Below are 12,508 nucleotides of genomic sequence, written 5' to 3' on the forward strand. Positions count from 1 at the left end.
GAACCCGTTCCCCCGAGCCCGTGTCCGCGGACACGGCGCTCCGACCCCGAGGACTGACACCCATGACCACCCCCACCCAGAAGCTCTCCGACGCCGGCGTCTCGATCTGGCTCGACGACCTCTCCCGCGAACGGCTCACCTCCGGCGGGCTGCAGCGCCTGATCGACGAGAAGAACGTCGTCGGCGTGACCACCAACCCCACGATCTTCGCGGCCGCCCTGGCCGGGCACGACGCCTACGAGGAGCAGGTGAAGGAGCTGGCCGCGGCCGGCACCGACGTGGACGAGGCCGTGCTGACCATCACCACCGACGACGTGCGCGACGCCTGCGACCTGTTCGCCCCGATCGCCGAGGCCACCCAGGGCGTGGACGGGCGGGTGTCCATCGAGGTGGACCCGCGCCTGGCCCAGGACGCCGACGCCACCGCGGCCATGGCCCAGCGCCTGTCCCGGACCATCGGCCGCGACAACGCCCTGATCAAGATCCCGGCCACCGAGGCCGGTCTGCCCTCGATCACCGCGACCATCGCCGAGGGGATCTCCGTCAACGTGACGCTGATCTTCTCCCTCGAGCGCTACCGGGCGGTCATCAACGCCTACCTGCTGGGTCTGGAGCAGGCCCTGGAGAACGGCAAGGAGCTGTCCGGCATCCACTCCGTGGCCTCCTTCTTCGTCTCCCGCGTGGACGCCGAGATCGACAAGCGCCTCGACGCGGTCGGCACCGAGGAGGCGAAGGCCCTGAAGGGCAGGGCCGGGCTGGCCAACGCCCGGCTCGCCTACCAGGTCTTCGAGGACTCCCTGGCCACCGAGCGCTGGAAGCGCCTGGCCGCGGCCGGCGCCAACGCCCAGCGGCCGCTGTGGGCCTCCACCGGCGTGAAGGACCCGAACCTGCCGGACACCCTGTACGTGACCGGCCTGGTGGCCCCGCACACGGTCAACACCATGCCGGAGAAGACCCTCGAGGCGAGCTTCGACCACGCGGAGGTCACCGGCGACACGATCACCGGCACCTACGAGGAGTCCAACGAGCTGCTGAACCGCATCGACGGCGTGGGCGTCTCCTACCAGGAGGTCGTGGAGAAGCTCGAGGCCGAGGGCCTGACCAAGTTCGAGGACTCCTGGGCGGAGCTGCTCGACACCGTGCGCGCCGCCCTCGACAACGCCCGCTGAGCCGGTCCGCACCGCGCCCGCCCCGTCCCGCCCGACCCGAAGAAGGAGACCCATGAGTTCCCTGTCCGTCCAGACCTCCGGCGCGGCCCGCGAGGCCGTCGACCGGCACGTCCCCGCGCTCGTGGGCGACCGGTTCGCCTCCAGGCTCTTCGCCCAGGATTCCACGCTGTGGGGTGCCGCGGCCGAGGAGGAGTCCGCCAAGCGGCTGGGCTGGGTGGCCGCGGCCGAGGTCTCCCGGCCGCTGGTCGCCGAGATCACGGCCCTGCGCGAGGAGTTCGCCGCCGAGGGGGTGGACCGCTTCGTCCTCGCCGGCATGGGCGGGTCCTCGTTGGCCCCCGAGGTGATCACCCGCACCGCGGGCGTCGAGCTGTTCGTGCTCGACTCCACGGACCCGGAGATGGTCGGCGCCGCCCTGGCCGACCGGTTGGAGCGGACCGCGATCGTGGTCTCCTCGAAGTCCGGCTCCACCGTGGAGACGGACTCGGCCCGCCGGGTCTTCGCCCGGGCGTTCGAGGAGGCCGGGATCGACGCCGCCTCGCGCATCGTCGTGGTCACCGACCCCGGCTCCCCCATGGAGTCCTCGGCCCGGGAGGCCGGCTACCGCCGCGTCTTCACCGCGGACCCGACCGTGGGCGGGCGCTTCTCCGCGCTCACCGCGTTCGGGCTGGTCCCCTCCGGCCTGGCCGGGGTGGACGTGGAGGCGCTGCTGGACGACGCCGACGAGGCCGCCGAGGTGCTCCGGGAGGACGCCGAGGACAACCCCGCCCTGCACCTGGGGGCGGCCCTGGGCGGCACGGAGCCGCTGCGCAACAAGCTGGTGTTCCGGGACCTCGGCTCCGGGATCGCCGGGTTCGCCGACTGGGCGGAGCAGCTGATCGCGGAGTCCACGGGCAAGGAGGGCAAGGGCGTGCTGCCCGTCGTCGTCGGCAGCGGCGACGCCCCGGAGGCCGGCGCCGCCGACGTCCTCGTGGTGGAGCTCGTCGCCGAGGACGCCGAGGAGGCGCCGCAGGGCGACGCCGTCCGGGTGGCCGGGTCCCTCGGCTCGCAGCTGATGCTGTGGGAGGTCGCCACCGCGGTCGCCGGGCGCCTGCTCGGCATCAACCCGTACGACCAGCCGGACGTGGAGTCGGCCAAGAACGCGACCCGGGCGCTGCTCGCGGACAAGCCGCAGCCGACGCCCGCCGACGTCGTCGACGGCCCGGTGGAGATCCGCGGCGCGCAGGAGCTGCTCGACGGCGCGCGCACGGTCGAGGACGCCCTCGGCAAGCTGCTCGCCCGGCTGCCGGAGACCGGCTACCTCTCCGTGCAGGCGTACTTCGACCGGCTGGCCTGGGCGGAGCTGGAGGGCGTCCGCCCGGTCCTCGCCCGGGCCACGGGCCGGCCCGTCACCTTCGGGTGGGGCCCGCGGTTCCTGCACTCCACCGGTCAGTACCACAAGGGCGGCCCGGCCGAGGGCGTGTACCTGCAGATCACCGCCGCCTCGGGAACGGACCTGGACATCCCGGACAGCCCCTTCAGCTTCGGCGAGCTGATCTCCGCGCAGGCCGACGGGGACGCCCAGGTCCTCGCCGACCACGGCCGCCCCGTGCTGCGGCTGCGGCTCACCGACCGCGCCGAGGGCGTGGCACGGCTGCGGCAGGCGGTCGAGGCCCTCGGCCGGTAGCCGGGCGGAGCGACCCGGAACGCTGTCCTAGAATGGGAGGACGCCACGGTCGGCGCGGGACGTCCCGCGCCGACCGTTGTGCGTGGAGGAGCTCGAGGGCGGCGCCCGCCCGCGGGCCCGCAGAGACGTGAAGGAGTACCGTTGCCAGACAACAATGCCCGCAATCCCCTGCGGGACCCGAGGGACAGACGGCTCGTGCGGGTCGCCGCCCCGTCGGCGCTCGTGCTCTTCGGCGTGACCGGCGACCTCGCGAAGAAGAAGCTGCTGCCGGCGATGTACGACCTCGTGAACCGGGGACTGCTGCCGCCGTCGTTCGCGCTCGTCGGGTTCGGCCGCCGCGACTGGTCCCACGAGCAGTTCCGCGAGGTCGTGCGGGAGTCCGTCGAGGCCCACGCCCGCACCCCCTTCCAGGAGGACGTGTGGCGCCAGTTCGCCTCCGGGGTGCGGTTCGTGCGCGGGGAGTTCGACGAGGACAAGGCCTACGAGGCGCTCAAGGCGACCCTCAAGGAGCTCGACGTCCACGCCGGGACGCGCGGCAACCATGCCTTCTACCTCTCGATCCCGCCCAAGGCGTTCGAGACGGTGTGCCAGCAGCTCGCCGACCACGGGCTCGCCCAGCACGAGAACGCCGCCGGGTGGCGCCGGGTGGTGATCGAGAAGCCCTTCGGCCACGACCTCGCCTCCGCGGCCGAGCTCAACGCCATCGTGGAGCGGGTGTTCCCGGCCGACTCGGTCTTCCGCATCGACCACTACCTGGGCAAGGAGACGGTCCAGAACATCCTGGCCCTGCGCTTCGCCAACCAGATGTTCGAGCCGCTGTGGAACTCCCGCTACGTGGACCACGTGCAGATCACCATGGCCGAGGACATCGGCATCGGCTCCCGCGCGGGCTACTACGACGGCGTGGGCGCGGCCCGCGACGTCATCCAGAACCACCTCCTGCAGCTGCTGGCCCTGACCACCATGGAGGAGCCGCTGTCCTTCCAGGCCCACCACATGCGCGCGGAGAAGGCCAAGGTGCTCGCCTCCGTCGTGGTCCCGGAGGACCTGGCGGCGCACTCGGCGCTCGGGCAGTACGGCGCCGGCCTGCAGGGCGGGCAGCGCGTCCGGGCCTTCCACCAGGAGCAGGACATCCCCGACGACTCGCGCACCGAGACCTACGCCGCGCTGCGCCTGGACATCAACAACCGCCGCTGGGCGGGCGTGCCGTTCTACCTGCGCGCCGGCAAGCGCCTGGGCCGGCGCGTCACCGAGATCGCGGTGCAGTTCAAGAACTCCCCCAACCTGCTGTTCGGGGACAACGGGCACGAGGCCCTCGGGCAGAACGTCATCGTGATCCGGATCCAGCCCGACGAGGGCGTGACCATCCGGCTGGGCTCCAAGGTGCCCGGGACCCAGTCGGAGATCCGCGACGTCACCATGGACTTCGGCTACGGCCACTCGTTCACCGAGTCCAGCCCCGAGGCCTACGAGCGCCTCATCCTCGACGTGCTGCTCGGGGAGCCGCCGCTGTTCCCGAACCACGAGGAGGTCGAGCTGTCCTGGCGCATCCTCGACCCCTTCGAGCAGTGCTGGGCGCAGCAGGAGATCAAGCCGGAGCCGTACGCGCCGGGGTCCTGGGGACCCGCCGCCGCCGACGAGCTGCTGGCCCGCGACGGACGCGTCTGGAGGCGACCGTGATCGTTTCGATGGAGAACACCACCACCTCGGCCATCGACAAGAAGCTGAACCAGCTGAGGGACCAGCACGGCGTCGTGACGCTGGGCCGGGTGCTCACGCTGGTGATCCTCGCCCAGGCCGGGCACTCGGAGGCCGCGCTGGAGGCCGCGAACTTCGCCAGCCACGAGCACCCGTGCCGGATCCTCATGCACGTGGCGCACTCCTCGTCCGAGGAGACCCGGCTCGACGCCCAGCTGCGCATGGGCGGGGACGCCGGGGCGTCGGAGGTCATCGTGCTGCACGGCTTCGGCGAGCTGGCCGAGCCGACGGAGACCCTGTTCTCGGCGCTGCTGCTGCCCGACGCGCCCATCGTCGCCTGGTGGCCGCACACCGTGCCGCCGCCCTCCCCGCACACCTCCTCGATCGCCGGGATCGCCCACCGGCGGATCATGGACTCCGCGCGCAGCGACGACGCCTACGAGACCCTCGCGGAGCTGCGCCGGCGGTACGTGCCGGGCGACACCGACCTCGCCTGGACGCGGGTCACCAACTGGCGGATCCAGCTCGCGGCGGTCCTCGACCAGGCCGATCCGGCGCCGGTGCGCGAGGTCGTCGTCGAGGGCTGCGGCCGCTCCCCCAGCGTGGTGCTGCTGGGCACGTGGCTGGGCACCCGGCTCGACGCAGAGGTGACCTTCGTGAACAACCCGGGCCCCCGCCGCCTGGACCGCGTCACCCTGGTGCGGGACGACGGCGAGATCGTGCTCGAGCGGCCCGGCCGCACGGTGGCCTGGCTCCGCCAGCCGGGCCAGCCGGACCAGCAGATCGCCATGCCGGTGCGGGACCTCAACGCCTGCATCGCCGAGGAGCTGCGCCGCCTGGACCCCGACGAGGTGTACGGCGAGGTGCTGACCACCGGGCTGCGGGACGTCCGGGTCGCCCGGATCATCGACACCGCCGGGGAGCTGGCGCCCGGGGCGGCGCGGTTCCTGGCCGACCACGGCGGGGGCCGCGCCGAGACGGATCAGCCGGTGGTCCCGGCCGGGGTGGACCCGGCGGACCCCGGGACCGCCGTGCCGCCGTCCGAGCCGGTCGCGGCCACCACCCCCGGGGAGGACCGCGCGTGAGCCCCGCGGCCGAGACGATCCCCCACCCGGACAAGGACACGCTCGCCGCAGAGAGCGCCGAGCGGGCCCTGGACGTCCTCGCGGAGGCGCAGCAGGAGCGCGGGGAGGCCACGGTCGTCCTCACGGGCGGCAGCATGGGCGCCGCCGTGGTCGCCGCGCTGGGCGCCTCGCCCCGGCGCGCCGAGGTCGACTGGTCGCGCGTGAACGTGTGGTGGTCGGACGAACGGTTCGTGGCCGAGGACAGCCCCGAGCGCAACTGCGTCCAGGCCGTGGAGGCCCTCGGCGGTGCACTGAGTCTGGACCCGGACCGGGTGCACTACATGGGCAGCGCCGACGAGTTCGCCACCGCGGAGGACGCCGCCCTCGACTACCGGCGCGAGCTCGCCGCCGCCGCCGGCGCCGAGCTCCGGTCGGAGGCCTTCCCGGTCTTCGACCTCTCCCTGCTGGGCCTGGGGCCGGACGGCCACGTGGCGTCCCTCTTCCCGGGCCTGCCGCACGTGCACGACGCCGAGGCCACCGTGGTCGCGGTGCACGGCTCCCCCAAGCCCCCGCCGGACCGGATCAGCATGACCCTGCCGCTCGTCAACGCGGCGCGGCGGGTCTGGTTCCTGGTGGCCGGGGCGGACAAGGCCGGGGCCGTCGCGGCCGTGCGGGCCGGCGCCCCGCCGGCGCGCACGCCGGGCGCCGGGGTCCGCGGGACCGAGGAGACGCTGCTGCTCGTGACACAGGACTGCCTGCCGGGCTAACGATCCGGCCACGCGCGTGGACCGCACCGCCTCGCGCCGGGGACCATGGGCACACGCCCATCGTCCCGCGCTCCGCCGTCCGCCGGGGGAAGTCCGCCATGACACACGAGCCCTGCCCCGCACCCGGCTCCGGTCCGGTCCACGAGCCGGTCCACGAGCCGGACCTGCAGCTGCGGATGCTGGGCTCCTGCGCGGTCCTGCGCGACGGGGCCGTGGTGGACCTCGGCCTCCGGCAGCTGCGCCTCCTCGCGGCCCTGGCCCTGCTCGGGCGCCGGTCCCGGGCCTTCCTCGCCGGTCTGCTGTGGCCCGGGTGCACCGACGCCCGGGCGCTGGGCAGCCTGCGCGCCGCGCTCTTCGCCGTCAATCACCAGCTGCCCGGGGCACTGAGTGCCGACGGCCACGACATCGTGCTGTCCTCAGCGCTGGCGGTGGACGTGCACGGGCTCCGGGCCCGTCTCTCCGCCGCGGCCGAGACTCCTCTCGCGGTCGGGGCCGCGGAGCTGGCGGCGATGGGCGTCCCCGAGCTGCTGCCCGGATGGTACGACAACTGGGTGCTCGCCGAGCAGGAGCGGCTGCGCAGCCTCTACGTGCACGCGGCCGAGCACGTCGCCACCCTGTGCCTGGCCCGGGGCGACCCCTCCGGGGCCGCCACGCTGGCGGAGGCCGTGCGCGGGGCCGACCCGCTGCGGGAGAGCGCCGTGCGGCTGCTCGTGCGGGCCCATCTCGCGCTGGGCAACCAGGCCGCGGCGCTGCGCGACTACCGTCGCTACTGCGCCGTCGCGTTGGCCGAGACGGGCACGGGCCCCTCGGACGAGCTCCTGCGCGTCATCAGCGCCGTGGCACGCCTGTGACCCGGTGCCCGCCGAGGCCACGCTGCGGGTGCCGCGGCGCGGCCTCCACACGGCGAGGGACCACCGCCCGGCACCACGGTGCGGCACGCCGGGGATGCCGGGACGCTCAGGCGCGCACGGCGTGCTGGAAGCGGAGCAGGTTCCCGGGGTCGTATGCCGCTTTCGCGGTCAGCAGCCGGGAGCGGTCCTCGTCGCTCCAGGCGCGGACGGAGTCCTCGTCCCCGTCCACCGAGCCCAGGAAGTTGACCATCGTGCGCTCCGACACGTGCCCGTCCAGGGCTTCCAGGACGCCCTCGATCGCGGCCGGCACCCGGTCCCCGTCCGGCGGCACGGTGAGCCCGACGAGACCGATCACGTAGCGGCCCTCCCGACCTGCCACGAGGTCGGCGGCGCCTTCCGGGGCGCGGGACAGCGCGCCGCCCATGAGACGGACCTCGATGAGGGCCAGCGGGCAGTCCGAGTCCGGGCCCGCCTGCCCCAGGAGGGCCTCGACGGCGTCGCCGTCCACGTCCTCCAGGAGCCGTCCCGCCTCCCGGTACGGGATGGGCACCGGCGGGTCCATGTGGATCGCGTCGACGTCCCGGTAGCTCATCGGCCCGACCGTGTCCATGACCGGGTCGGGCAGAGCCCGCATCGGCCCGAGCAGCCGTTCCGCTTCCTCCTCCGAGGCCGTGCAGGCGTAGCGGAGCTGGACCACGAACCGGTCGCGCAGCGGTTCGGGGACGATGTCCATGGCCGGCAGCCGCAGCAGGGCGATCGAGGTGGACACCGTCTCCGGCAGGTCCGCCGTCCACCGGGACCACGCGGTGAGCACCTCGCGGGCGTGGGCGCCGGGATAGATGATCGCCCCGCCGTAGAGGCCGTCGAGCGGGAGCAGCTCGAACTCCATCGCGGTGACGACGCCCAGGTTGCCCTTGCCCCCGCGCAGCAGGCCGAAGAGCTCGGGCTCGTGCCCGGCGTCGACCGCCCGGCGCCGTCCGTCCGGGGTGACGACCTCGAAGGACCGGACGTGGTCGGCTGCGAAGCCGAAGGTGCGCCCCAGCACGGGCAGGCCGCCGCCGAGGGTGTAGCCGACGACGCCGACATCGGTCGCGGAGCCGTTGAGACCCACGAGCCCGTGCGGCACGGACGCCTCCAGCACGCTGCGCCAGCGCACTCCCGCCCCGACATGGGCGGTGCGGGACTCCGGGTCCACCGTGCACTCCTGCAGCCGCGCCGTGCTGATGAGCAGTCCGCCCTGCATGGGAAGGTCGGCCCCGTGCCCGGTGGCCTGCACGCCGAGGGGCACGTGGTGCGCGGCGGCCCAGGCCACGGCGGCGGCCACGTCGTCGGCGTCCTGGGCTCCGACCACCACGTCGGGGCGGACGGGCGTCGCGAGGTTGTAGGCGGCGGTCTCGCGGTCGTAGCCGTCGTCCCGCGGGGTGAGCACCGGGCCGGCGACGCGCTGCCGGAGCTCCTCGAGGTCCGCCGGAGAGAACGTGGGAGAGTTCGACGGAGGCATGGTGTCGGCTCCTCGGTAGGGGTGCGGTCGCGCCCCGGGCGGGGCGTGCCGCGAGCATCCTCCCGCCCGCGTTACGACCGCGTTATCGCCGACGCGCGGCCCCGGTCCTCGACGTGCCGCCCGGCGAGGTGCCCTCCCCCGGAACGCGAGTGACCCCGGTCCGCCCGGGTGACCACGGGATGCCGTGGTCACCCGGGCGGACCGGGGTCAGTCGGTGCGGGACCGGGTCAGGCGGCGACCTCGGTGAAGCGCATGACCAGCGCGTACGCGGCGATGGACAGCGCCCACACCACGGCGGTGCCGGTGGTGAGCCGGATGAGGTTCTTCTGAGCCACCCCGGAGGTGTTGAGCGACTGGGTCATCCCGCCGCCGAACATGTCGGAGAGCCCACCGCCCTTGCCCTTGTTCAGGAGCACGAGCAGGACGGCCAGGAGGCTGGTGATCACGATGATCGCCAGGAGCACGGTCTGCAGAATTTCCACTGGGGCCTTCCCTCGGGGTGTCCGTCGAGCAGCCGCGCCGGGGGCGCGGACGGTCAGGGGTCGTGATCAGTCGGTCACGAGGTGCTGCTCGAACCTGGCAATGCTAGCAAACTCCCCGGCGTCGAGGCTGGCGCCGCCCACCAGCACGCCGTCCACGTCCTTGCCCTGCAGGATCGCCCCGGCGTTGGCGGCCTTCGCGGAGCCGCCGTAGAGGATGCGGGTCTTCGCGGCGGTCGCCTCGTCGTAGAGCCCGGCGAGCTCCGCGCGGATGGCCGCGGCCATCTCCTGGGCGTCCCCGGGGCCGGCGACCTCGCCGGTGCCGATGGCCCAGACCGGCTCGTAGGCCACGACGAGCTCGGCCACCCGCTCCGCCTCCAGCCCGGCGATGGAGCCGCGCAGCTGCTCGAGGGTGAACGCGACGTGCTCCCCGGCCTGGCGGACCTCCAGGCCCTCGCCCACGCACAGCACCGGCACCAGGCCGTGGCGGTGGGCGGCGGCGATCTTGGCGTTGCACTGCTCGTCGGTCTCGCCGTGGATCGTGCGGCGCTCCGAGTGGCCCACGAGCACGTAGGTGCAGCCGAGCTTGGCCAGGAACTGCCCGGAGATGTCGCCGGTGTAGGCGCCGGAGTCCTTGTCGGAGAGGTCCTGGGCGCCGTAGACCACGCGCAGGTCGTCGCCGTCGACGAGGCTCTGCACCGAGCGCAGGTCGGTGAACGGCGGGAAGACCGCCACCTCGGCGCGCGAGTAGTCGTGCTTGGCGTCGTCCAGGGTCCACGCGAGCTTCTGCAGCAGCGTGATGGCCTGGACGTGGTCCATGTTCATCTTCCAGTTGCCGGCGATCAGCGGCGTGCGGTCGAACTGTCCGTTGGTCTGCGAAGTCATCGGGAACTCCTGTCCGCGGCGGGTGCGCCGCTCGTCGTGCGGGTCGGCAGTGGTGCGCTGGGCCGGAAGGGCACCCCGGCCGTCCGGGGCCGGGGTGCCCTTCCGCGGTGGTGCGTGCGGGTCAGGCGCCGAGGGCGACGACCCCGGGCAGCTCCTTGCCCTCGATGAACTCGAGGGAGGCGCCGCCGCCGGTGGAGATGTGGCCGAACTGGTCGTCGCGGAAGCCCAGGTTGCGCACGGCCGAGGCGGAGTCGCCGCCGCCGATCACGCTCATGGCGTCCGCGGCGACGATGGCCTCGGCCACCTCGCGGGTGCCGGCGGCGAACGCGTCCATCTCGAACACGCCCATGGGGCCGTTCCAGAAGATGGTCCGCGCGGCCTTGATCCGCTCGGCGAACAGCGCCGCCGAGGCGGGGCCGATGTCCAGGCCGAGGCCGGTGGCCCCGATCTCGCCGCCCACGATGTCCTCCACGGGACGGGTCTCGTGCGGCGCGTCGGCGGCGAACGCCGCCGCGTACACGACGTCCACGGGCAGCACGATCTCGGTGCCGGCGGCGGCGGCCTTCTCGAGGTAGCCCTTGACGGTCTCGATCTGGTCCTCCTCCAGCAGCGACCCGCCCACGCGGTGGCCCTGCGCCGCCAGGAAGGTGAAGACCATCCCTCCGCCGATGAGCAGGGAGTCGGCCTTGCCGATGAGGTTCTCGATCACGGCGAGCTTGTCGGAGACCTTGGAGCCGCCCATGACGACCACGAACGGCCGCTCGGGGTTCTGGACGACCTTCGTCAGCACGTCCAGCTCCCGCTTGACCAGGTCGCCCTGATAGGCCGGGAGCCGGTGGGCGATGTCGAAGACGGAGGCGTGCTTGCGGTGCACCGCCCCGAAGGCGTCGTCCACGTAGGCCCCGCCCTCGCCGGTCAGGGCCGCGAGCTCGTCCGCAAAGGCGCCGCGCTCGGCGTCGTCCTTCGAGGTCTCCCGGGGGTCGAAGCGCACGTTCTCGAGCACCAGCACTTCGCCGTCGGCCAGGGCCTCGGCCTTGTCCCGGGCGTCCGGGCCGACGACGTCGGTGGCGACCCGCACCGGCACGTCGGTCAGGTCGGCCAGGCGCTGCCCGGCGGGGGCGATCGAGTACTTCGGGTCGACCTGTCCCTTGGGGCGGCCGAGGTGCGCCATCACGATGACGCGGGCCCCGGCGTGGGCGAGCTTCTCGATGACCGGCAGCGAGGCGCGGACGCGGCCGTCGTCGGTCACCGCGAAGCCGTCCAGGGGGACGTTGAGGTCCGAGCGGACCAGGACGCGGCGTCCGGCGACGCCGTCGGCGATCAGTTCGTCAAGTGCATGAGCCATGCCACTCACCCTACCCCGGGGCCGCCGCGCCGCCGCCGCTCAGAGCTGGTCGCCGACGTGCTGGACGACGTTGACGAGCCGGGAGGTGTAGCCCCACTCGTTGTCGTACCAGGCGATGACCTTGACCTGGTTGTCGATGACCTTGGTCAGCGGGGCGTCGAAGATCGTGGAGATGCTGTCGCCCTGGATGTCCGAGGAGACGATGGGGTCCTCGGTGTACTTGACGATGCCCTTCATGGAGCCCTCGGCGGCCTCCTTCATGGCGGCGTTGACGGCCTCCACGGTGACCTCCTTCGACGCCTCGAAGGTCAGGTCGACCACGGAGCCGGTGGGGACCGGCACGCGCACGGCGAAGCCGTCCAGCTTGCCCTTGAGCTCCGGCAGCACCAGGCCGACGGCGGCGGCCGCGCCGGTGGTGGTGGGCACCATGTTCAGGGCGGCGGCACGGGCCCGGCGCAGGTCCTTGTGCGGGCCGTCCTGCAGGTTCTGGTCCGCGGTGTAGGCGTGGATGGTGGTCATCAGACCGCGCTCGATGCCGAACGCGTCGTTGAGCACCTTGGCCATCGGGGCGAGGCAGTTGGTGGTGCAGGAGGCCGCCGAGACGATGTTCATCGACGCGGGGTCGTAGGAGTCCAGGTTGACGCCCGGAACGAAGGTGCCGTCGATCTCCTTGCCCGGTGCGGACAGGACGACCTTCTTGGCGCCGCCGTCCAGGTGGGCCTTGGCCTTGCTGCCGTTGGTGAAGCGGCCGGTGGACTCGACGACGACGTCCACGCCCAGGTCGCCCCAGGGCAGCTTCGCGGGATCCGGCTCGGCGAGGAACGTGACCTGCTGGCCGTCGACGGTCATGCCGTCGCCGTTCAGGGCGACCTCACCGGGGTAGCGGCCCATGATGGAGTCGTACTTGAAGAGGTGGACCAGGGTCTCCGGGTCCGTGAGGTCGTTCACGGCCACGACCTCGATGTTGTTGCCCTGCTCGCGCGCCGCGCGGAGGAAGTTGCGTCCGATGCGTCCGAAGCCGTTGATGCCCACTCGAATGGTCACTGGGTTCTCCTGTGTTGGTCGGGATCTCGATCGTTGAACCAC

At 73.2% G+C, this 12,508-nt stretch carries 11 protein-coding genes; 6 read left to right on the forward strand and 5 right to left on the reverse strand.

Annotated features, from left to right (window positions below; all coding sequences use genetic code 11):
• Nucleotides 1-62 precede the first annotated feature (62 nt).
• The 6 genes from tal to GMA12_RS15240 all read left to right on the forward strand — a co-directional run bounded on the left by tal (nucleotide 63) and on the right by GMA12_RS15240 (nucleotide 7,212).
• Nucleotides 63-1,169 (forward strand): transaldolase, encoded by a 1,107-nt coding sequence (gene tal, locus GMA12_RS15215; RefSeq protein ID WP_156270362.1) that lies wholly within the window; start codon nucleotides 63-65, stop codon nucleotides 1,167-1,169.
• A gap of 52 nt (nucleotides 1,170-1,221) precedes the next feature.
• The gene (locus GMA12_RS15220; RefSeq protein WP_156270363.1) at nucleotides 1,222-2,832 is read left to right on the forward strand and encodes a glucose-6-phosphate isomerase; all 1,611 of its coding nucleotides are present in this window, start codon (nucleotides 1,222-1,224) and stop codon (nucleotides 2,830-2,832) included.
• Between the two features lie 168 nt (nucleotides 2,833-3,000).
• The gene (gene zwf, locus GMA12_RS15225; RefSeq protein ID WP_156270402.1) at nucleotides 3,001-4,512 is read left to right on the forward strand and encodes a glucose-6-phosphate dehydrogenase; all 1,512 of its coding nucleotides are present in this window, start codon (nucleotides 3,001-3,003) and stop codon (nucleotides 4,510-4,512) included.
• Entirely contained in the window at nucleotides 4,509-5,615 is a 1,107-nt protein-coding gene (locus GMA12_RS15230) for a glucose-6-phosphate dehydrogenase assembly protein OpcA (protein WP_162459934.1), read from the forward strand. The genes zwf and GMA12_RS15230 overlap by 4 nt, the downstream gene beginning before the upstream one ends.
• Nucleotides 5,612-6,361 carry a 6-phosphogluconolactonase gene (gene pgl, locus GMA12_RS15235; RefSeq protein ID WP_162459935.1) on the forward strand — a complete coding sequence of 250 codons (750 nt, stop codon included), beginning with the start codon at nucleotides 5,612-5,614 and terminating at the stop codon, nucleotides 6,359-6,361. The genes GMA12_RS15230 and pgl overlap by 4 nt, the downstream gene beginning before the upstream one ends.
• Nucleotides 6,362-6,459: 98 nt before the next feature.
• Nucleotides 6,460-7,212 (forward strand): AfsR/SARP family transcriptional regulator, encoded by a 753-nt coding sequence (locus GMA12_RS15240; protein WP_156270364.1) that lies wholly within the window; start codon nucleotides 6,460-6,462, stop codon nucleotides 7,210-7,212.
• A 106-nt stretch (nucleotides 7,213-7,318) separates the two neighbouring features.
• On the opposite strand, the gene GMA12_RS15245 is transcribed toward GMA12_RS15240, so the two are convergent.
• From GMA12_RS15245 to gap, 5 genes are all read right to left on the reverse strand, one after another.
• Entirely contained in the window at nucleotides 7,319-8,713 is a 1,395-nt protein-coding gene (locus GMA12_RS15245; protein ID WP_156270365.1) for an FAD-binding oxidoreductase, read from the reverse strand.
• A gap of 227 nt (nucleotides 8,714-8,940) precedes the next feature.
• Nucleotides 8,941-9,195, reverse strand: a complete 255-nt coding sequence (secG, locus tag GMA12_RS15250) for a preprotein translocase subunit SecG (RefSeq protein ID WP_162459936.1) — start codon at nucleotides 9,193-9,195, stop codon at nucleotides 8,941-8,943.
• A gap of 66 nt (nucleotides 9,196-9,261) precedes the next feature.
• Nucleotides 9,262-10,077, reverse strand: coding sequence for a triose-phosphate isomerase (gene tpiA, locus GMA12_RS15255; protein ID WP_156270367.1), 816 nt, complete (start codon nucleotides 10,075-10,077; stop codon nucleotides 9,262-9,264).
• Between the two features lie 121 nt (nucleotides 10,078-10,198).
• Nucleotides 10,199-11,422 (reverse strand): phosphoglycerate kinase, encoded by a 1,224-nt coding sequence (locus GMA12_RS15260; RefSeq protein ID WP_156270368.1) that lies wholly within the window; start codon nucleotides 11,420-11,422, stop codon nucleotides 10,199-10,201.
• Nucleotides 11,423-11,461: 39 nt separating this feature from the next.
• Nucleotides 11,462-12,466, reverse strand: coding sequence for a type I glyceraldehyde-3-phosphate dehydrogenase (gene gap, locus GMA12_RS15265; RefSeq protein ID WP_162459937.1), 1,005 nt, complete (start codon nucleotides 12,464-12,466; stop codon nucleotides 11,462-11,464).
• Nucleotides 12,467-12,508: the final 42 nt, after the last annotated feature.

Origin of the sequence: Kocuria sediminis (genome assembly GCF_009735315.1) — a bacterium.
Classification (GTDB): domain Bacteria; phylum Actinomycetota; class Actinomycetes; order Actinomycetales; family Micrococcaceae; genus Kocuria; species Kocuria turfanensis.

Coding starts and splice junctions, on each gene's coding strand:
- GMA12_RS15240 (WP_156270364.1), top strand. CDS start 6,460: ATGACACACGAGCCCTGCCCCGCACCCGGCTCCGGTCCGGTCCACGAG.
- tal (WP_156270362.1), top strand. CDS start 63: ATGACCACCCCCACCCAGAAGCTCTCCGACGCCGGCGTCTCGATCTGG.
- tpiA (WP_156270367.1), bottom strand. CDS start 10,077: ATGACTTCGCAGACCAACGGACAGTTCGACCGCACGCCGCTGATCGCC.
- GMA12_RS15260 (WP_156270368.1), bottom strand. CDS start 11,422: ATGGCTCATGCACTTGACGAACTGATCGCCGACGGCGTCGCCGGACGC.
- GMA12_RS15220 (WP_156270363.1), top strand. CDS start 1,222: ATGAGTTCCCTGTCCGTCCAGACCTCCGGCGCGGCCCGCGAGGCCGTC.
- GMA12_RS15245 (WP_156270365.1), bottom strand. CDS start 8,713: ATGCCTCCGTCGAACTCTCCCACGTTCTCTCCGGCGGACCTCGAGGAG.